We start from the raw sequence: 18977 nt of genomic DNA on the forward strand, positions 1-18977 counted from the left end.
CCCGGCCATCGTAGTAAACTGCCGTCTACCCTGCGGTGTTCGAGATTTGCCATATATTCCTTGAACCATTCTTTCGCATAGGTTGTGGAACATGTTTGGTGGGCGCGATCGTCGCTAGTTCGACGAACCCGAAATTGAACTGACTACGACCACCTTGAGCCATCAGGTTCGGGATGCCGGCAAAAACGGCACAGGCGGGGATATATTCCGAAGCGGTTGCGTACGATAAGTTCGCAGCCGCTTTTTCATTTGTGCTGACGAATGGGGACCCGCGCATGCGCTACTGGTTGATGAAATCCGAACCCGATGAAGTGAGTTTCGCCGACGTCCTCGCAGCGCCCGGCAAGACGGTCGCCTGGTTCGGCGTGCGCAACTACCAGGCCCGCAATTTCATGCGCGACCAGATGGAGGTCGGCGACGGCGTCCTGTTCTATCACTCCAGCTGCGCGGTGCCGGGCGTGGCGGGTATCGCGAAGGTGGCCGGCGGTGCGTATCCGGATGCGTCGCAGTTCGACCCTTCCAGCCACTATTTCGATCCGAAGGCGACGCGGGAGCAGCCGCGCTGGATTTCCGTCGACGTGACGGCGGTGGCGGAAGGACGTTATCTGCCGCTGACCGAGATGCGTGGCGTGCCGGCGCTGGAAGACATGGTGCTGCTGCAGAAGGGCAGCAGGTTGTCCATTTCGCCGGTGACGAAAGGGCAGTGGGACAAGGTGCTGGCGTTGATGGGCGTGTCGATCCCGGCCACGTAATGCAAACCGTCGCCCCTGCGAAGGCAGGGGCCCGTTGTACGCGTTATCGACATGCGTAAAACTTGGCCCCCGCCTGCGCGTGGACGATGTTCAGGCGTGCACGGCCCGTTCAAACCGTCGCCCCTGCGAAGGCAGGGGCCCAATTTGTACGCGTTATCGACATGCGTAAAACTTGGCTCCCCGCCTGCGCGGGAACGATGTTCAGGCGTGCACGGCCCGTTTGTTTGAACCCGAATACGCCCACCCCAGCATGATCAGCCCCGCCACGATCATCGGCAGCGACAACACCTGCCCCGACGTGATCGGCAACCCCATCACATGCGTCTCCCAATCGGGCACGCGGAAATACTCGGTGAAGAAACGCGCGCAGCCATACAGCAGCGTGTACAGCGCACCGACGGCGAGGCGCGGCCGCGGCTTGCGTGCGAACAGCCACATGATCACGAAGACGAGGATGCCGTCGACGAGCATCTGGTACAGCGGCGACGGATGGCGCGGGCCCTCCACGCCCGGCCACAGCATCGCCCACGGCAGGTTCGGATCGGCCAGGCGGCCCGGCAGCTCCGCGTTGATGAAATTGCCGAGGCGGCCGCACGCATAGCCGATGGGGACCATGGGCGCGATGAAATCGTACACGTCGAGCAGGTTGCGGCCGCGCTTCCTGGCCCACAGCGCCATCGCGATCAGCACGCCGAGGAAGCCGCCGTGGTACGACATGCCGCCGTGCCACGTCATGAAGATCTCGGCCGGGTGCGAGAAATAATAGTCCGGGCGGTAGAACAGCACTTCGCCGAGGCGTCCGCCGATCACCACGCCCAGCATCCCGTAGAACAGCATGTCGTCGAGGTCGGTGTTGGTCCAGCCCTGCGCCTGCACGTGGGCCTGCGTCTTGATGCGGACGCGGCCGAGCAGGATGAACAGGGCGAAGGCGACCACATACATGATCCCGTACCAGTGGATGTCGACGGGGCCGATGCTGAAGGCGACCGGGTTCGGTTGCGGGTGAACGAGCATAATTAAATTGTCCTCAGTAGTTCCAGGAAGCCCTTAAGCACCGGCGAAGAATTATCGCGGCGCCATGCGATGCCGGTCTCGACCAGCGGGGTCGCGTCGGCGAGGGCACGGTATTCTACGCCCGGCCGCATCAGGTTCGACACGGATTGTGGCACAAGTGCCAACCCCATGCCGGCCGAGACGAGACTGACGATGGTCTGCATCTGGATCGCCTGCTGGCCGATGGCCGGCGTGATGCCGGCTTCACGGAAGCAGGACAGGATCGCATCGTGCAGCGCGGGCGAGATCTCGCGCGGGAAAATAATCAATGGCAGCGCGGGCAGGTTGCGCAGCGCGACCGGCCCCTTCTTGCGCAGCAGGCCCGCGGGCGCGCACAGGATCAGCGGCTCGTCCAGCACCTTCATGTAGTCGAGCTCGGCGCGCGCGCGGTCGGGCAGCGGGGGAATCAGGAGGCCGGCGTCGATGCGGCCGCGCAGCAGTTCGTCCACCTGCACGTCCGACGTCGCTTCCTGCAGCGACAGCTGCACGCCCGGATAGCGTTCGCTGTAGCGGCGCAGGAAAGGCGGCAGCACGCTGTAGTCGGCCGACGTGATGAACGCGAGCGCCAGCCGTCCCGCTTCCCCGCTGGCCGCGCGCCGCGCCAGTTCGGGCAGCAGGGCCGCCTCGAGCAGGATGCGGCGGGCCTCGGGCAGCAGGGCGCTGCCGGCGGGCGTCAGCGCGACCGTGCGGCGGTTGCGCAGGAACAGCGCCGTGCCGAGGCCGTCTTCCAGCGCGGCGATCGCCTGCGACAGCGGCGGCTGCGTCATGTGCAGGCGCGCGGCGGCGCGGCCGAAGTGCAGTTCCTCGGCCACGGTGACGAAGTAGCGCAGCTGGCGCGTTTCGATGTTCATCGTATGGGTGGCGTGTCTGTGATTCGCGCAGCATATCAGAAGCACGCGTGACCGCCCATTTGACGCGGACCGGTCCGCGCGGCATGCTGGGAAAATCGTCCATCAGGAGCCGACCATGCCTTACAACCGCCGTTCCCGCCACGTGACCGAAGGCGTCGCCCGCAGCCCGAACCGCTCGATGTATTACGCGATGGGCTACCGCAAGGAGGATTTCGACAAGCCGATGATCGGCGTCGCCAACGGTCATTCCACGATCACGCCCTGCAATTCCGGCCTGCAGAAACTGGCCGACGTGGCCATCGCCACCATCCGCGATGCGGGCGCCAATCCGCAGGTGTTCGGCACGCCCACCATCTCCGACGGCATGTCGATGGGGACGGAAGGCATGAAGTTCTCGCTGATCTCGCGCGAGGTGATCGCCGACTGCATCGAGACGTGCGTCAATGGGCAGTGGATGGATGGCGTCGTCGTGATCGGCGGCTGCGACAAGAACATGCCGGGCGGGATGATCGCGCTGGCGCGCACGAACGTCCCCGGCATCTACGTCTACGGCGGGACGATCAGGCCGGGGCACTGGAAGGGCAAGGACCTGACGATCGTGTCGGCGTTCGAAGCCGTCGGCGAATTCACGGCGGGGCGCATGAGCCAGGAGGATTTCGACGGCATCGAGCGCAACGCCTGCCCGTCGTCCGGGTCGTGCGGCGGCATGTACACGGCGAACACGATGTCGTCGTCGTTCGAGGCGCTCGGGATGTCGCTGCTGTACTCGTCGACGATGGCCAATCCGGACGACGAGAAGGTGGGATCGGCGGCGGAGTCCGCGCGCGTGCTCGTGGAAGCCGTCAAGCGCGACCTGAAGCCGCGCGACATCATCACGCGGGAATCGATCGAGAACGCGGTGGCGGTGATCATGGCGACGGGCGGTTCGACGAACGCCGTGCTGCACTACCTCGCCATCGCCCACGCGGCCGAGGTGGAATGGACGATCGACGATTTCGAGAGAGTGCGCCGCCAGGTGCCCGTGATCTGCAACCTGAAGCCGTCGGGCGAATACGTCGCGACGGACCTGCACCGGGCGGGCGGCATACCGCAGGTGATGAAGCTGCTGCTGGACGCGGGCCTGCTGCACGGCGACTGCATCACCATCACGGGCCGCACGCTGGCGGAGGAACTGGCGAACGTGCCGTCTGTGCCGCCGCAAGGCCAGGACGTCATCCGTCCGCTGGACCGGGCGCTGTACAGCGAAGGCCACCTGGCGATCCTGAAGGGGAATTTGTCGCCGGAGGGCTGCGTGGCCAAGATCACGGGCCTGAAGAACCCCGTGATCACGGGGCCGGCGCGCGTGTTCGACGACGAGTACAGCGCGATGGACACGATCCTCGCGAACCGGATCAACCCGGGCGACGTGCTCGTGCTGCGCTACCTGGGCCCGCGCGGCGGCCCCGGCATGCCGGAGATGCTGGCGCCGACCGCGGCGCTGATCGGCAAGGGGCTCGGCGAATCCGTCGGGCTGATCACGGACGGACGCTTTTCCGGCGGGACGTGGGGCATGGTCGTGGGCCACGTGACGCCGGAAGCGTTCGAGGGCGGCACGATCGCGCTCGTGCAGGAAGGGGATTCGATCACGATCGACGCGCACCGGCAGCTGATCCAGCTGAACGTGCCGGACGACGAGATCGCCCGCCGGCGCGCGGCGTGGGTGCGGCCGGCGCCGCGTTATACGCGTGGGGTGCTGGCCAAGTTCGCGGCGCTTGCGCAGCCGGCGAGCAAGGGGGCGGTGACCTGCTGAGCATCCGAAGTCGGAGCGCGTTGCGCCGTCGTCCCCGCGAAGGCGGGGATCCAATTTTTCATGAGCTGGCGATACGCGTGCAACTTGGGCCCCCGCCTTCGCGGGGGCGACGTTGACATGTTCATACGCTCGGAGAACATGCCCTATACGCCACATGGCATGTTCGCCAACAACCCCGCGTGCTAAGCTCCCGGGCGCACTACTTGCGCTTGTCGAAGCTCTGCTTCACGCGTTCCTTGCGCCGCTTTTCGTCGAGGTCGTGGGCTTTGCGCTTGTCGAGGCCCAGCATCTTTTCGATGAATTCGAACCAGATGAAGCCGGCGACCATCAGGCCGACGATCCACCACCAGGACAGTTCGGCGAAGCGCCAGACCTCGAAATAGCGCAGGACGACGAGGACGAGGATCAGCAGGATCAGGGGCATGACGGAATTCCTTTCGAGCGGCCATGTTACAACAGTGCTGCTGATCAGCAACGGAATACTGCCATCTGGTCAACGACAATCTGTATCATCCGTTACTAAATATGTTCCCGCCGCTATGCGCTGGGAAACACGATAGAATTCGAATTATAGAAATGCCCCCAACTGGAGAGAGTCGATGAAACGTACCATGATGTTGTTTGCTGCAGTCTCTGCCCTGGCTTCGACCGGCGCCTTCGCGCAAGACGCGGCCGCCCTGGCGAAGGCCAAGAATTGCATGGCTTGCCACTCCGTGCAAACCAAGCTGGTCGGCCCGGCCTACAAGGACGTCGCCGCCAAATACGCAGGCCAGAAAGATGCCGAAGGCAAACTGGTTGCGAAGGTCATGAAGGGTGGTTCGGGTGTCTGGGGTCCGGTCCCGATGCCGGCCAACCCGCAAGTCAGCGAAGCGGAAGCCCACACGCTGGTCAAGTGGGTCCTGGCGCAGAAATAATCCCGCGATCCGACGCTCAATAAAAAGCGCGCCATGCATGTGCAGGCGCGCTTTTTTTATCGTGCTCAGCGGATCACGTCGAGTTTCGTGCGCTTGCCGCCCTTGTAGGTGAACAGGGTCAGCGCGCCATCCTTGATGTCGCCGTTCGCATCGAACTGGATCGTCCCGGTCACGCCCTCGTACTTGATGTTCTTGAGGACCGGCAGGTATTTGGCGGGATCGGCCGATTTCGCGTTCTGCATCGCCGTCGCCATCACCATCACGGAATCGTAGACGTACGGCGCGTACAGCTGTACGTCCATGTTGAACTTCTTCTTGTAACGGGCGCGGAAGTCTTCCATGACTTTTTCCTGCGGACCTTTCACGCCGCCCGCTTCCGCGCAATAGACCCTGCCTTCGCCGAGGCCGTCGCCGGCCAGGCGGCCCAGCGCGTCCGTGCACATGCCGTCGCCGCCCATGAACACGGCCGTGATGCCGAGCGCCTTCATCTGCTTGAGCATCGGGCCCGCGACGGAATCCATGCCGCCGAAGAAGATCAGGTCCGGCTTCTTCGCCTTGATCGACGTGAGGATCGCCGTGTAGTCGGTGGCCGTGGCGCTCGTGAATTCGCGGCCGACGACTTTGATGCCCGGCTTTTTCAGGCCCTTCGCGAATTCGTCCGCGACGCCCTGGCCGTACGTCGTGCGGTCGTCGATGATGGCGATGTTCTTCGCGTGCAGCGTGTCGATCGCGTACTTGCTCAGCGTGCTGCCCAGCTTGGCGTCGCTGGCGACGACGCGGAATGCGCCCGGAAAATGCTGGCGCGTGTAGACGGGGGCCGTCGTGGCGGGCGAGATCTGCACGATGCCGGCGTCGTTGTAGATCTTCGACGCGGGCACGGTGGTGCCGGAATTCAGGTGGCCGATCACGCCGTTGACTTTCGCATCGACGAGCTTCTGCGCCACCGCCGTGCCCTGCTTGGGATCGGCGCCGTCGTCTTCGGAGATCAGTTGCAGCGTGACCTTCTGGCCGTTCAGCGTGACGCCCTTCGCGTTGAGCTCGTCGATCGCCATGCGCGCGGCGTTCTCGTTGTCCTTGCCGAGGTGGGCGCTGGGGCCGGAGATCGGCGCCACGTGGCCGATCTTGACCACTTGCTGCGCGCTCGCCGTGCCCGCGAAGGCGAGGGCGATGGCAAAGGGGATGAGTTTCGTTGTGACCTGCATGTTCTCTCCAAGAAGGATGTTATGTCCGCAGGTCAAAGTTACCCTAATTTATGGTTTGCGCAAAGCGTTCCAATCGGGAGAGCGATGACGCTCAGTCGCGCGAGCGCAGGTGCGTGAGTTCCTGCGCGACGGCGCGCGCGACGACCTGTTCGACCGTCACCTGCAGCCCGTCGCGCAATTCCGTCGCGAGCCGCGTCACCACGTGGTCCAGCACAGGCGCCATGCTGCTGCGGACCTGTTCTTCCAGTACCAGTTCGACGCGGTCCTGCAACCGGTCGAGCACGCGCGCGACGAGGCGTTCCTCGAGGGCGCGCCAGGCGTCGTCGTCGAGCTCGCGCGGCGCGGGCTGCCCGGGTTCGGGCTGGGCTTCGGCCGTGGGTGGCGGCGCGGTCTCGGCCACGACCTCCGTGAGGACGGGGATGCTTTCGTCGTTGAAGGGAATATCGCTCATGATTGCCCCGCCACGAAGTGGGTCAACGGATAGGACTGCTTCTTGTAGGCGACGTAGCGTGCGCGGCCGGCGGCGGCGTCTTCCTCGTCCGTCGAGATGATCTCGAACACGCGCGCGAACTGCTCGAAGCCGGCCGGCGTGCGGCGCGTCAGGTTCACGAGCATGTCGCGATGCGGCAGCTCGACGCGTTCGTCGGCCGTGACGATCACGGGCGTCTCCGGCGCGAGGGGATCGCCCGCCATCACGTGCGGGATGAAGTCGGTGCCGGACAGCGTCCACAGCGCCTCGTTCAGGGCTTCCGCCTGCGCCGGGCTGTCGGCCAGCAGGACGAGCTTCGCGCGCGCCGCGTACGCCTTGCGCGCGAGGCGGCAGACGTAGCTGAGCTTGTCGGGGATGTTGGTGTGGAAGTCGATCCGGGTCATATGAAGGCGGAGTGAGATAGGTCCGTCGTTCCCGCGCAGGCGGGAACCCAAGTTCCCATGCGCAGTCGGCAGCGCAAAATTGGACCCCCGCCTGCGCGGGGGCGACGTGCATGGGCTGGCGGCAGGATAAGCATAGCGTAACCGTCTCGCATCGCGCTCAAAACTGGAAATCCGGTGGCGTTTTCTTCGGCTGCGGCTGCTGGCGCGGCTGCTGCCGTTCCGCCTGCGCGGCTGCTTCGTCCGGCGCCGGTGGCGCCGGCAAGCGTGGCGGCGGCACCGGGGCGGCGGCCTCGCTGGCGCCGGTCCGGTAGCCCGGCGGCAGCATTGTCTTGCGTGGATAAGACGCGGCATCGAGCGCTTCGTTCCACGCGCCGGCCGCGAAGCCCGTCACCGGGCGGTTGCCGACGACGAGCAGCGGCAGCTCGTCCTTGCCGCCGGCGCGGTGCAGCTGTTCGCGGTCTTCCGCCGTGTTCACGGTTTTTTCCGCGAACGGGATGCCGCGCGCGCGCAGCAGGGCGCGGCCCTGGTCGCAGGCGTCGCAGCGGGCCGTCGTGTACAAGGTCACGGGGTGCAGCTTCGCGGCGCGCGCCAGTTCGTACGGCAGCGACGGCGCCGCTTCCGGCCGGTTGTCGGGGCGCAGCACCTGCGCCGTCCCCTTGGCCGGCGGCGTGTCGCTGTAATGCACGACGCCGGCCGCATCCTTCCACTTGTACGTCTGGCCGTGCGCGGCGGCAGCGGCAACGACGAGTGCGAATGCGGCGGCGGCGCGCATATTGCTCAGGCCTGCATCCCGTTATGGCGCAGCAGCGCGTCGATCTTCGGTTCGCGGCCGCGGAAGGCCTTGAACGATTCGAGCGCCGGGCGCGAGCCGCCCACGGCCAGGATCTCGCGGTGGAAGCGCTTGCCCGTCTCGTCGAGCAGCGAACCGCCGCCCGCTTCGACGGCCTCCTCGAACGCGGCATACGCGTCCGCCGACAGCACCTCGGCCCACTTGTAGCTGTAATAGCCGGCCGCGTAACCGCCCGCGAAGATGTGGCCGAACGAATGCTGGAAGCGGTTGAACGACGGCGGGATCAGCACGGCGAACTTCGTGCGGACCTCGTCGACCAGTTCCTGCACCGTCTTCTGGCTGGTCGGGTCGAAGTCGTAGTGCAGGTGCATGTCGATCAGCGAGAACTCGACCTGGCGCAGCGTCTGCATGCCGGACTGGAAGTTCTTCGCCGCGAGCATCTTGTCGTACAGCGCGCGCGGCAGCGGCTCGCCCGTTTTCACGTGCGCCGTCATGCCCTGCAGGACGTCCCACTCCCAGCAGAAGTTTTCCATGAACTGCGACGGCAGCTCGACGGCATCCCATTCCACGCCCGAGATGCCGGACACCGACAGCTCGTCGACTTCCGTCAGCATGTGGTGCAGGCCGTGGCCGAATTCGTGGAACAGCGTGGTGACTTCGTCGTGCGTGAACAGCGACGGCTGGAGCTTGCCATCGACTTCCGCCGGCGGCGTGAAATTGCAGGTCAGGTAGGCGATCGGCGTCTGCACGATGCCGCCCGTGGTCAGGCGGCGGCCGCGCGCGTCGTCCATCCACGCGCCCTGGCCTTTGCCCGGACGCGCGTACAGGTCGAGGTAGAACTGGCCGATGAGTTGACCGTTCTTCTCGATGCGGAAGAAACGCACGTCCGGATGCCAGACCGGCGCGTCGTCCGGAGAAATCGTCACGTCGAACAGTGTCGAGATCAGGCCGAACAGGCCGGCGACGACCTTAGTCTCCGGGAAGTATTCCTTCACTTCCTGCGCGGAGAACGCGTAGCGCTTCTCGCGCAGCTTTTCCGACGCATAGGCCACGTCCCACGCCTGCATGTCGGCAATGCCCAGTTCGTCCCTGGCGAACGCGCGCAGCTCGGCCAGGTCCTTCTCGGCGTACGGACGGGCGCGGCGGGCGAGGTCTTCCAGGAACTCGATCACGTGTTCCGGCGTCTCGGCCATCTTCGGTTCGAGCGAGACATGCGCGAAGCTCTGGAAGTCGAGCAGCTTCGCCTCCTCGTCGCGCAGTTTCAGCAGCTGGGCGATATTGCCCGTGTTGTCCCACTTTTCCAGCTCGGAGAACACGGCGCCCATCTCGGAGGCCTTGGTGGCGTTGGCGCGGTAGATCTGTTCGCGCAGCTCGCGCTTATCGGCGAACTGCAGGATCGGGAAGTAGGACGGGAAGTGCAGACTGAATTGCCAGCCCGTCTTGCCGTCGCGCTCCGCCGCGGCGCGCGCGGCCGCCTTGACGTCGTCCGGCAGGCCGGACAGGTCCGCTTCGTCGGCGACGAGCAGTTTGTAGTCGTTGGTCGCGTCCAGCACGTTTTCCGAGAAGCGCGTGGACAGCTTCGCCTGCTCTTCCTGGATCTCGGCGAAGCGTTCCTTCTGCTTTTCGGGCAGCTCGGCGCCGCCCAGGCGGAAGTCGCGCAGGGCGTTCTCGACGATGCGCTTGCGGGCCGGCGCGAGGTTCGCGAAGTCGGCGCGCGCGCGCAGCTGCTTGTATTTGTCGAACAGCGCTTCGTTCTGGCCCAGCTCCGTCCAGAACTCGGTGATCTTCGGCTGGTTCTCGTTGTAGGTGGCGCGCAGCTCGGGCGTGTCCATCACGTGGTTCAGGTGGTTGACCACGCCCCAGGCACGGCCGAGGCGTTCCGTCGCTTCCTCGAGGGGGACGACGAAGTTGTCCCAGGTGACGCTGTCGGCCGGCGCTTCGGCCTGGGTCACGGCGGTGCGCGCCTCGGCGATCAGCTGTTCGATCGCCGGCGTCACGTGCTCGGGACGGATCAGGTCGAACCGGGGCAGCCCGGAAAAGTCGAGGAGGGGATTGGTCGTTTCGGTCGTCATAGTTAGAGTCCTTTATTCAATCTCACCGCCATCTTACCCGGGCCGGCCTTTTTGAGAGGCTTATGCGCGCTTAGTTACGTTTCGCCACGCGCTCGGCCGACTCCAGCGTATTCATGAGCAGCATGGTGATGGTCATCGGACCCACGCCACCCGGCACCGGCGTGATGTGGCCGGCGACTTCCTTGACGCTGTCGAAGTCGACGTCGCCGCACAGCTTGCCTTCGTCGTTGCGGTTGATGCCCACGTCGATGACGATGGCGCCCGGCTTGACCATGTCGCCCGTCAGCGTGTTGCGGCGGCCGACGGCGGCCACGACGACGTCCGCCTGGCGGGTGTGGTAGCCCAGGTCCGGCGTACCGCTATGGCAGATGGTGACGGTGGCATTCTGTTGCAAGAGCAGCAGCGCCATCGGCTTGCCGACCGTGTTGCTGCGGCCGATCACGACGGCATGCTTGCCGCGCAGGTTCACGCCGGTCGTCTCGATCAGCTTCATGCAGCCGTACGGGGTGCACGGGCGGAAGCCTTCCAGGCCGGCCATCAGTTCGCCGGCGGACAGCACCGAGTAGCCGTCCACATCCTTGCTGGTGGCGATGGCTTCGATGACCTTCGATGCGTCGATGTGCTTCGGCAGCGGCATCTGCACGAGGATGCCGTGGATGGCCGGATCCGCGTTCAGCGCGGCGATACGGTCGAGCAGGGCCTGCTCGGAGAAATCGGCCTCGTACTTTTCCAGCACGGAGTGGAAGCCCACGTCGCCGCAGGCCTTGACCTTGTTGCGCACATAGACGTGGCTGGCCGGATCGTCGCCGACGATGATCACGGCCAGGCCGGGCTGGTGGCCGGCAGCGGTGAGGGCGGCGGTGCGGGCGGCGATGTCGGCGCGCAGTTGTTGGGAAAGTTTGACTCCATCGATCAGTTGGGCGGTCATGGCGGGGGCTCGTGTGCTGGACAAAAACGAAATTATAAGCGCCCAGAAGGGTATCGCGCGCCGCCCGGAGGCGTTCGTTGTCATATTTATCGACGTGCTTGTGCCGGCATGGGCACGTCATTCCCGCGAAAGCGGGAATCCATGCTGATGATCGGAACTCGAATACGTCGCAGGAATGCACCGTTGTCGACTTCGATGCCTCGGCATGGGTCCCCGCTTCCGCGGGGACGACGGTATGTTTATGCCAATCACATGGCAGCCATCTCACATTATGAAATCGAATATCATATTTTGAAAATTGCGTGTTCCACTGGTAGAATCGACAGGCTTTATTCAAGGGATAGTCTTTTCGCCACCAAACGTCCGTGACGAAATCAGGATCGGGTGGGGCACCACACTCAAGGAGACGTAGCAATGTCAGCTCAACTCGACCAGTTGACGGCACAAGCCGCCAACGACCCGGATACGCTCGAGACCAAGGAATGGCTCGACGCGCTTGAAGCGGTCATCGAATTCGAAGGTACCGATCGCGCGCACTATCTGCTGGAGCGCCTGGTCGACCTGGCGCGCCGCCGCGGCGCCCACGTTCCGTTCTCGAGCAACACCGCTTACGTGAACACGATTCCGGCCCACCTGGAAGCCCACTGCCCCGGCAACCTGGAATACGAAGAGCGCCTGCGCTCCTGGATGCGCTGGAACGCGATGGCGATGGTCGTCAAGGCCAACCGCTTCGACGGCGACCTCGGTGGCCACATCTCCTCGTTCGCCTCGCTGGCGAACATGCTGGGCATCGGCTTCAACCACTTCTGGCACGCCGAGACCGAAGACCACGGTGGCGACCTGCTGTACATCCAGGGCCACTCGTCGCCCGGCATCTACGCCCGCGCCTTCCTGGAAGGCCGCCTGTCCGAAGACCAGCTGCTGAACTTCCGCCAGGAAGTCGACGGTAACGGCCTGTCGTCGTACCCGCACCCGAAACTGATGCCGGACTTCTGGCAGTTCCCGACCGTGTCGATGGGCCTGGGCCCGATCATGGCGATCTACCAGGCGCGCTTCCTGAAGTACCTGCAAGCCCGCGGCATCGCCAAGACCGACAACCGCAAGGTCTGGGTCTTCTGCGGCGACGGCGAGATGGACGAGCCGGAATCGATGGGCGCGATCGGCATGGCCGCGCGCGAAAAGCTGGACAACCTCGTCATGGTCGTCAACTGCAACCTGCAGCGCCTGGACGGCCCGGTGCGCGGCAACGGCAAGATCATCCAGGAGCTGGAATCGGACTTCCGCGGCGCCGGCTGGAACGTCGTCAAGGTCATCTGGGGCCCGGGCTGGGACGCCCTGCTGGCCAAGGACAAGGATGGCATCCTGCAGCGCGTCATGATGGAAACCGTCGACGGCGAATACCAGAACTACAAGGCGAAAGACGGCGCGTACGTGCGCAAGCACTTCTTCGGCAAGCACCCCGAGCTGCTGAAGATGGTCGCGAACATGACCGACGACGACATCTGGCGCCTGACCCGCGGCGGCCACGATCCGCACAAGATCTACGCGGCCTTCAAGAACGCCCAGGAAAACAAGGGCACCCCGACCGTGCTGCTCGTGAAGACCGTCAAGGGCTTCGGCATGGGCAAGTCGGGCGAGGCGCGCAACACCGCGCACCAGACCAAGAAACTGGACGACGAAGCCATCCGCGAAATGCGCGACCGCTTCGCCATCCCGATCCCGGACGACAAGCTGGCCGAGATCCCGTTCTTCAAGCCGTCCGACGACGCGCCTGAAATGAAATACCTGCACGAGCGCCGCAAGGCCCTCGGCGGCTACCTGCCGCAGCGCCGCCAGCAGGCCGACGAGAAGCTGCCGGTCCCGCCGCTGTCGACCTTCAAGGCCGTCACCGACCCGACCGCCGCCGGCCGCGAGATCTCGACGACGCAAGCCTACGTGCGTACGCTGACCACGCTGCTGAAGGACCAGAACCTGGGCCAGCGCATCGTCCCGATCCTCGTCGACGAATCGCGTACGTTCGGCATGGAAGGCCTGTTCCGCCAGATCGGTATCTTCAACCAGGAAGGCCAGCTGTACGAACCGGTCGACAAGGACCAGGTGATGTACTACCGCGAAGACAAGGCGGGCCAGATCCTGCAAGAGGGTATCAACGAAGCGGGCGGCATGTGCTCGTGGATCGCCGCGGCGACGTCGTACTCGACGAACAACCGCGTGATGATCCCGTTCTACACGTACTACTCGATGTTCGGCCTGCAGCGCGTCGGTGACCTGGCCTGGCTGGCCGGCGACATCCGCGCCCGCGGCTTCCTGATGGCAGGTACCGCCGGCCGCACGACGCTGAACGGCGAAGGCCTGCAGCACGAAGATGGCCACAGCCATATCTTCGCGGCGACCATTCCGACCTGCGTCCCGTACGACCCGACCTATGCGCACGAAGTGGCGGTGATCATCCAGAACGGCCTGCACCGCATGGTGGAGAAGCAGGAGGATGTGTTCTATTACATCACCATCATGAACGAGAACTACGAGCAGCCGGGCCTGAAGCCGGGTACGGAAGAGGGCATCATCAAGGGCATGTACCTGCTGCAGGAAGGCGATAAAAACGCCAAGCAGCGCGTGCAGCTGATGGGCTCCGGCACGATCCTGCGCGAGTCCGTGTTCGCCGCCGAGCTGCTGAAGAACGACTGGGGCGTCGCCGCCGACGTGTGGTCGTGCCCGTCGCTGACGCTGCTGGCCCGCGACGGCCAGGACGCCGACCGCTGGAACCTGGTGCACCCGACCGAAGCGCCGCGCGTGCCATACGTGACCCAGCTGCTGCAGGGTTCCGAAGGCCCGATCGTCGCGACGACCGACTACATGCGCCTGTTCGCCGAGCAGATCCGCGCCTACGTCCCGAGCGGCCGCACGTACAAGGTCCTGGGCACCGACGGCTTCGGCCGCTCCGACACCCGCGCCAAGCTGCGTGAGTTCTTCGAGGTGAACCGTTACTACATCACGGTCGCCGCGCTGAAGTCGCTGGCCGAAGAAGGCAAGATCGACGCGAAGGTGGTGGCGGACGCGATCGCCAAGTACGGCATCGATCCGAACAAGCCGAATCCTGTGACCCAGTAATGCTCAAGAGTTACGTCGTTCCCGCGAACGCGGGAACCCATGCTGAGTATCCGGAGTTGCTGATGTATGCTACTCCGCTCAACTCAGCGTGGATCCCCGCGTTCGCGGGGATGACGGCTCAGAAGCTAACGACAAAAATACGGAGTTAACAAACATGAGCATTGTGGAAGTCAAAGTCCCCGACATCGGTGACTTCAAGGAAGTCGAAATCATCGAGCTGATGGTCAAGCCGGGCGACACGATCAAGGTCGACCAGTCGCTGATCACGGTGGAATCGGACAAGGCCAGCATGGAGATCCCGTCGAGCCATGCGGGCGTCGTCAAGGAGATGAAGGTCAAGGTCGGCGACAAGGTCGGCGAAGGCTCGCTCGTGCTGCTGCTCGAGGAAGCTGCCGGCGGCGCCGAAGCTGCTCCGGCCCCGGCACCTGCCGCCGCACCGGCACCGGCTCCGGCCGCAGCCGCAGCGCCTGCGCCGGCACCTGCTGCTGCACCTGCACCGGCTCCCGCCGCAGCGCCAGCCCCTGCATCGACCGCCGCCGCCGCGCCGGCCGCGAGCTTCGCCTCGGCCCACGCCTCGCCGTCCGTGCGCAAGTTCGCGCGCGAACTGGGCGTCGACCTGAACAAGGTGAAGGGTTCCGGTCCCAAGGGCCGCATCACCCAGCAGGACGTGCAGGGCTTCGTCAAGTCGGCGCTGGCCGCCGGCCCGACCGCGGCACCGGCAGGTGCGGGCGGTGGCGCAGGCCTGAACCTGCTGCCGTGGCCGTCGCTGGACTTCTCCAAGTTCGGCGAGACCGAAGCGCAGCCGCTGTCGCGCATCAAGAAGATCTCCGGCCCGAACCTGCACCGCAACTGGGTCATGATCCCGCACGTGACGCAGTTCGAAGAAGCCGACGTCACCGACCTGGAAGACCTGCGCGTCGAATCGAATGCCGCGTACGCGAAAGCCAAGTCGCCGGTCAAGCTGACCATGCTGGCGTTCGTGATCAAGGCCTCCGTTGCCGCGCTGAAGAAGTTCCCGAACTTTAACGCGTCGCTGGACGAAGCCAACGGCCAGCTGATCCTCAAGAAGTACTACAACATCGGCTTCGCGGCCGACACGCCGAACGGCCTGGTCGTCCCGGTCATCAAGGACGCCGACAAGAAGTCCGTGTCGCAGATCGCCACCGAAATGGGCGAGCTGTCCGCACAGGCGCGCGAAGGCAAGCTGTCGCCGGCCAACATGCAGGGCGCGACCTTCACGATCTCGTCGCTGGGTGGCCTGGGCGGTACCGCGTTCACCCCGATCATCAATGCGCCGGAAGTCGCGATCCTGGGCCTGTCCAAGTCCTCGATGAAGCCGGTGTGGGACGGTAAAGCTTTCCAGCCGCGCCTGATGCTGCCGCTGTCGCTGTCGTTCGATCACCGCGTGATCGACGGTGCCGCCGGCGCCCGCTTCACGACCTATCTGGCCGATGTCCTGGCCGACCTGCGCAAGACGCTGCTGTAAGGAGAGCCCATGAGCACCGTTGAAGTCAAAGTCCCGAATATCGGCGATTTCAAGGAAGTCGAAATCATCGAGCTGATGGTCAAGCCCGGCGACACCATCAAGGTCGACCAGTCGCTGGTCACTGTCGAATCGGACAAGGCCAGCATGGAGATCCCGTCGACCCACGCCGGCGTCGTGCAGGAACTGAAGGTCAAGGTCGGCGACAAGGTGAGCGAAGGCTCGCTGCTGCTGACCGTCGACGACGCAGGCGCGGGTGCTGCCGCTGCACCTGCAGCCGCCGCTGCACCGGCTGCAGCCGAGCAGGCACCGGCCAACAAGCCGGCCGATTCGTACGCACCGGCCCACCCGACCCCGTCGGCACCCGCCGCACCGATCCCGAACGCGGCCAGCTACAGCGGCCCGGTCGACGTCGAATGCGAGATGATGGTGCTGGGCGCCGGCCCCGGCGGCTACTCGGCCGCCTTCCGCTCGGCCGACCTGGGCATGAACACCGTCCTCGTCGAGAAGTACGCGACCCTGGGCGGCGTGTGCCTGAACGTGGGCTGCATCCCGTCCAAGGCGCTGCTGCACGTGGCGCACATCATGGACGAGACGGCGCACATGGCCGATCTCGGCGTGTCGTTCGCCAAGCCGGACGTCGACATCGACAAGCTGCGCGCGTACAAGGACAAGGTCATCAAGACGATGACGGGCGGCCTGGCCGGCATGGCCAAGGCGCGCAAGGTCAACGTCGTGCAGGGCGTCGGACAATTCCTGAGCCCGAACCACATCGAAGTGACCGGACCCGATGGCGCCAAGAAGGTCGTCGCGTTCCAGAAGGCGATCATCGCGGCCGGTTCGGCCGTCGTGAAGCTGCCGTTCGTGCCGGAAGATCCGCGCATCGTCGACTCCACCGGCGCGCTGGAACTGCGCCAGGTGCCGAAGCGCATGCTCGTCATCGGCGGCGGCATCATCGGCCTCGAAATGGCGACCGTGTACTCGACGCTGGGTGCGCGCATCGACGTCGTCGAGATGATGGATGGCCTGATGCAGGGCGCGGACCGCGAGGCCGTCAAGGTCTGGCAGAAGTTCAACGCTTCCCGCTTCGACAACATCATGTTGAAGACCAAGACCGTCGGCGTGGAAGCGCTGCCGGAAGGGATCAAGGTCACGTTCGAAGCCGCCGAGGCAGGCCAGCCGGCACCGGAAGCGCAGGTCTACGACCTCGTGCTGGTGGCCGTGGGCCGCAGCCCGAACGGCAAGAAGATCGGCGCGGAAGCAGCGGGCGTGTCGGTCACCGACCGCGGCTTCATTCCGGTCGACGGCCAGATGCGCACGAATGTCCCGCACATCTTCGCCATCGGCGACCTGGTGGGCCAGCCGATGCTGGCGCACAAGGCCGTGCATGAAGCCCACGTCGCCGCGGAAGCCGCGCACGGCGAGAAGGCCTACTTCGATGCGAAGGTGATCCCGTCGGTCGCGTACACCGATCCGGAAGTGGCATGGGTCGGCCTGACCGAAGACGAAGCGAAAGCCAAGGGCATCAAGGTCGAGAAGGGCCACTTCCCGTGGGCCGCATCGGGCCGCGCCGTCGCCAACGGCCGCTCGGAAGGCTTCACGAAGCTGCTGTTCGACGCCGAGACCCACCGCATCATCGGCGGCACGATCGTCGGCACGAGCGCCGGCGACATGATCGGCGAAGTCGCGCTGGCCATCGAGATGGGCGCGGACGGCGTGGACATCGGCAAGACGATCCACCCGCACCCGACCCTCGGCGAGTCGATCGGCATGGCGGCAGAAGCCTACGAAGGCGTCTGCACCGACCTGCCGCCGCCGCGCAAGCGCTGATCCAGGCGCCGCATGTCGTAACAAGCCGGGACCATGTGTCCCGGTTTTTTTATTCCTGGAGCCGGCGTTGCAGCATGTCCTTCGCCACCGCAAGCGCGTTGTCCGGCGTCGCTGCGACATCCGGTGCGACGCCCACGCCCTCCCAGTTGGTATGGGTGATGGGACTGATGGTGCGTGCATTGGGTATCGCGGCAAAAAAATGGTCCGCAAGGCGGAAGGGGCGGGTGGGGTGGGCGCCACCCCAGGTCGGCTCGCCGATCACCGTGGCGCGTTTCAGTGCCTGCATCGTGTAGGCGAAGTCTTCGCCGGCCGACATCGTGCCGGGACCAGCCAGGATCAGGACCGGCTTCTTGCCGCCATAGCGCTTGCCGCCCAGCTGGTCGACCGACCAATGCTGCGTGGCGACGCCGGTATCGCGGTCCCAGATGTCGTTGAGCCGCGTACGCCCATCAACGAAATAGCTGACCAGCAAAGCCACCCCGTCCGGCGTGCCGCCGTGGTTGTTGCGCAGGTCGACGATGAGGCCATCGGTGTCGGCGAGCTTGTCCATCGCTGCCGCATATTTTGCGGCCACCAGGAACGGCGGTGGGAAGCCGGAAATTTCCAGATAGCCGATTCTGGGGTTCAGGTGATCGACTTTTTCCACGCCAAGGCTGGACGCGAGGATACGCTGGCGCACCTCAGGGGGCGCGATGCGTTCCCACTCGGCCAGCGACGTGGGGCGCGGTCCGACTTCACGGTCGGGCGGCACCAGACCGGGGTCGAATCCCACGAACAGGTGCTTGTCATGAAGGACGTCGGCAAGGTCGGCCGTGAGCTGTTTTGCCAGTTGTTCGCCATCCGTGATCCCATCGTATTTGCCGTCGCGCTGGCGCTGGCGCAGCACCGTCCCGACCTGCCTGGCCTTGTCGGGAAAGACGTAGTGATCGTTCAGCTTTGCCACGAGCGCATCGATCGCTTGCACGCGCATCGCGCTGTCGACGGCAACCTTGGGCGGCGGCTCGGGCGTGGCGGCACAAGCGCTGAACGTGGCGAGCAGCAGCAAGCACGGTACGACGATCCACTTCTTTTTCATGTTTTTCCTTTGGCAGTGAGTTGGAGTCGATGACTTCATCGCATGAGCAGTGAAGTGAAATCAGAGTAGCATAAAAATTGCTATGTCATAGCAATGTATTTTGCTAATTGATTGATATGCATGGGGGCAGTCGGCAGCTCGTCGGCACGCAAGCGCTGATTGAGGCGTGACGTGGCTGTAGAGGAAACCGGGACCATGTGTCCCGGCTTTTTTATCGATGATTGCGGTCCCTTCGATTTCTCAGGTAGCCGGCA

16 protein-coding genes and 1 other RNA gene are annotated in these 18977 nt (G+C 64.9%); 7 read left to right on the forward strand and 10 right to left on the reverse strand.

Features of this window, described 5'->3' with window-relative positions:
- Positions 1-24: 24 nt before the first annotated feature.
- A non-coding RNA gene (gene ssrS / locus ACEN9H_RS03470) (6S RNA) lies at positions 25-205 on the forward strand.
- 70 nt (positions 206-275) lie between these two features.
- Positions 276-752, forward strand: coding sequence for an EVE domain-containing protein (locus ACEN9H_RS03475; protein ID WP_413673801.1), 477 nt, complete (start codon positions 276-278; stop codon positions 750-752).
- Between the two features lie 201 nt (positions 753-953).
- On the opposite strand, the gene lgt is transcribed toward ACEN9H_RS03475, so the two are convergent.
- Together lgt and ACEN9H_RS03485 are read right to left on the reverse strand one after the other, a co-directional pair.
- The gene (gene lgt / locus ACEN9H_RS03480; RefSeq protein WP_371763960.1) at positions 954-1766 is read right to left on the reverse strand and encodes a prolipoprotein diacylglyceryl transferase; all 813 of its coding nucleotides are present in this window, start codon (positions 1764-1766) and stop codon (positions 954-956) included.
- 2 nt (positions 1767-1768) lie between these two features.
- Positions 1769-2656 (reverse strand): LysR family transcriptional regulator, encoded by an 888-nt coding sequence (locus ACEN9H_RS03485; RefSeq protein WP_413673802.1) that lies wholly within the window; start codon positions 2654-2656, stop codon positions 1769-1771.
- Between the two features lie 115 nt (positions 2657-2771).
- Here ACEN9H_RS03485 and ilvD point away from each other — a divergent pair, with 115 nt between their 5' ends.
- Positions 2772-4445, forward strand: coding sequence for a dihydroxy-acid dehydratase (gene ilvD, locus ACEN9H_RS03490; protein ID WP_413673803.1), 1674 nt, complete (start codon positions 2772-2774; stop codon positions 4443-4445).
- A 199-nt stretch (positions 4446-4644) separates the two neighbouring features.
- On the opposite strand, the gene ACEN9H_RS03495 is transcribed toward ilvD, so the two are convergent.
- Positions 4645-4869, reverse strand: coding sequence for a TIGR04438 family Trp-rich protein (locus tag ACEN9H_RS03495; protein WP_056130629.1), 225 nt, complete (start codon positions 4867-4869; stop codon positions 4645-4647).
- Between the two features lie 175 nt (positions 4870-5044).
- On the opposite strand from ACEN9H_RS03495, the gene ACEN9H_RS03500 reads away from it, so the two are divergent.
- Positions 5045-5359, forward strand: coding sequence for a c-type cytochrome (locus ACEN9H_RS03500; RefSeq protein WP_056130632.1), 315 nt, complete (start codon positions 5045-5047; stop codon positions 5357-5359).
- A 65-nt stretch (positions 5360-5424) separates the two neighbouring features.
- Here the strand turns inward: ACEN9H_RS03500 and ACEN9H_RS03505 are convergent, their stop codons facing one another.
- From ACEN9H_RS03505 to folD, 6 genes are all read right to left on the reverse strand, one after another.
- Positions 5425-6561 carry a branched-chain amino acid ABC transporter substrate-binding protein gene (locus ACEN9H_RS03505; RefSeq protein WP_371763962.1) on the reverse strand — a complete coding sequence of 379 codons (1137 nt, stop codon included), beginning with the start codon at positions 6559-6561 and terminating at the stop codon, positions 5425-5427.
- A gap of 91 nt (positions 6562-6652) precedes the next feature.
- Complete coding sequence (locus ACEN9H_RS03510) at positions 6653-7012, reverse strand: hypothetical protein (protein ID WP_413673804.1); 360 nt, start codon at positions 7010-7012, stop codon at positions 6653-6655.
- A complete protein-coding gene (locus tag ACEN9H_RS03515; RefSeq protein WP_371763964.1) occupies positions 7009-7434 on the reverse strand; it encodes a DNA polymerase III subunit chi in 426 nt (141 codons plus the stop codon). Before ACEN9H_RS03515 ends, ACEN9H_RS03510 begins: the two co-directional genes overlap by 4 nt.
- Before the next feature lie 157 nt (positions 7435-7591).
- Positions 7592-8206, reverse strand: coding sequence for a DUF4124 domain-containing protein (locus ACEN9H_RS03520; RefSeq protein ID WP_413673805.1), 615 nt, complete (start codon positions 8204-8206; stop codon positions 7592-7594).
- A gap of 5 nt (positions 8207-8211) precedes the next feature.
- The gene (locus ACEN9H_RS03525) at positions 8212-10296 is read right to left on the reverse strand and encodes a M3 family metallopeptidase (protein ID WP_413673806.1); all 2085 of its coding nucleotides are present in this window, start codon (positions 10294-10296) and stop codon (positions 8212-8214) included.
- A gap of 70 nt (positions 10297-10366) precedes the next feature.
- Positions 10367-11224: a bifunctional methylenetetrahydrofolate dehydrogenase/methenyltetrahydrofolate cyclohydrolase FolD gene (gene folD / locus ACEN9H_RS03530; protein ID WP_413673807.1), complete on the reverse strand. Its 858-nt coding sequence runs from the start codon at positions 11222-11224 to the stop codon at positions 10367-10369.
- Positions 11225-11638: 414 nt separating this feature from the next.
- On the opposite strand from folD, the gene aceE reads away from it, so the two are divergent.
- From aceE to lpdA, 3 genes are all read left to right on the forward strand, one after another.
- Positions 11639-14335, forward strand: a complete 2697-nt coding sequence (gene aceE, locus ACEN9H_RS03535) for a pyruvate dehydrogenase (acetyl-transferring), homodimeric type (RefSeq protein WP_413673808.1) — start codon at positions 11639-11641, stop codon at positions 14333-14335.
- Positions 14336-14489: 154 nt separating this feature from the next.
- Positions 14490-15821 carry a dihydrolipoyllysine-residue acetyltransferase gene (gene aceF, locus ACEN9H_RS03540; protein WP_056130658.1) on the forward strand — a complete coding sequence of 444 codons (1332 nt, stop codon included), beginning with the start codon at positions 14490-14492 and terminating at the stop codon, positions 15819-15821.
- 9 nt (positions 15822-15830) lie between these two features.
- Positions 15831-17648: a dihydrolipoyl dehydrogenase gene (gene lpdA / locus ACEN9H_RS03545; protein WP_056130661.1), complete on the forward strand. Its 1818-nt coding sequence runs from the start codon at positions 15831-15833 to the stop codon at positions 17646-17648.
- Positions 17649-17697: 49 nt separating this feature from the next.
- Here the strand turns inward: lpdA and ACEN9H_RS03550 are convergent, their stop codons facing one another.
- On the reverse strand, positions 17698-18723 hold the full coding sequence (locus tag ACEN9H_RS03550) for a S41 family peptidase (protein ID WP_413673809.1): 1026 nt from the start codon (positions 18721-18723) through the stop codon (positions 17698-17700).
- Between the last annotated feature and the right edge of the window lie 254 nt (positions 18724-18977).

The organism is Massilia cellulosiltytica, assembly GCF_047325105.1.
In the GTDB taxonomy this organism is placed as follows: Bacteria; Pseudomonadota; Gammaproteobacteria; order Burkholderiales; family Burkholderiaceae_D; genus Telluria; species Telluria orientalis.

Excerpts from the sequence above, each read along its gene's own strand:
- ACEN9H_RS03475 (WP_413673801.1), top strand. The coding sequence starts at position 276 with ATGCGCTACTGGTTGATGAAATCCGAACCCGATGAAGTGAGTTTCGCC.
- lgt (WP_371763960.1), bottom strand. The coding sequence starts at position 1,766 with ATGCTCGTTCACCCGCAACCGAACCCGGTCGCCTTCAGCATCGGCCCC.
- ACEN9H_RS03485 (WP_413673802.1), bottom strand. The coding sequence starts at position 2,656 with ATGAACATCGAAACGCGCCAGCTGCGCTACTTCGTCACCGTGGCCGAG.
- ilvD (WP_413673803.1), top strand. The coding sequence starts at position 2,772 with ATGCCTTACAACCGCCGTTCCCGCCACGTGACCGAAGGCGTCGCCCGC.
- ACEN9H_RS03495 (WP_056130629.1), bottom strand. The coding sequence starts at position 4,869 with ATGCCCCTGATCCTGCTGATCCTCGTCCTCGTCGTCCTGCGCTATTTC.
- ACEN9H_RS03500 (WP_056130632.1), top strand. The coding sequence starts at position 5,045 with ATGAAACGTACCATGATGTTGTTTGCTGCAGTCTCTGCCCTGGCTTCG.
- ACEN9H_RS03505 (WP_371763962.1), bottom strand. The coding sequence starts at position 6,561 with ATGCAGGTCACAACGAAACTCATCCCCTTTGCCATCGCCCTCGCCTTC.
- ACEN9H_RS03510 (WP_413673804.1), bottom strand. The coding sequence starts at position 7,012 with ATGAGCGATATTCCCTTCAACGACGAAAGCATCCCCGTCCTCACGGAG.
- ACEN9H_RS03515 (WP_371763964.1), bottom strand. The coding sequence starts at position 7,434 with ATGACCCGGATCGACTTCCACACCAACATCCCCGACAAGCTCAGCTAC.
- ACEN9H_RS03520 (WP_413673805.1), bottom strand. The coding sequence starts at position 8,206 with ATGCGCGCCGCCGCCGCATTCGCACTCGTCGTTGCCGCTGCCGCCGCG.
- ACEN9H_RS03525 (WP_413673806.1), bottom strand. The coding sequence starts at position 10,296 with ATGACGACCGAAACGACCAATCCCCTCCTCGACTTTTCCGGGCTGCCC.
- folD (WP_413673807.1), bottom strand. The coding sequence starts at position 11,224 with ATGACCGCCCAACTGATCGATGGAGTCAAACTTTCCCAACAACTGCGC.
- aceE (WP_413673808.1), top strand. The coding sequence starts at position 11,639 with ATGTCAGCTCAACTCGACCAGTTGACGGCACAAGCCGCCAACGACCCG.
- aceF (WP_056130658.1), top strand. The coding sequence starts at position 14,490 with ATGAGCATTGTGGAAGTCAAAGTCCCCGACATCGGTGACTTCAAGGAA.
- lpdA (WP_056130661.1), top strand. The coding sequence starts at position 15,831 with ATGAGCACCGTTGAAGTCAAAGTCCCGAATATCGGCGATTTCAAGGAA.
- ACEN9H_RS03550 (WP_413673809.1), bottom strand. The coding sequence starts at position 18,723 with ATGAAAAAGAAGTGGATCGTCGTACCGTGCTTGCTGCTGCTCGCCACG.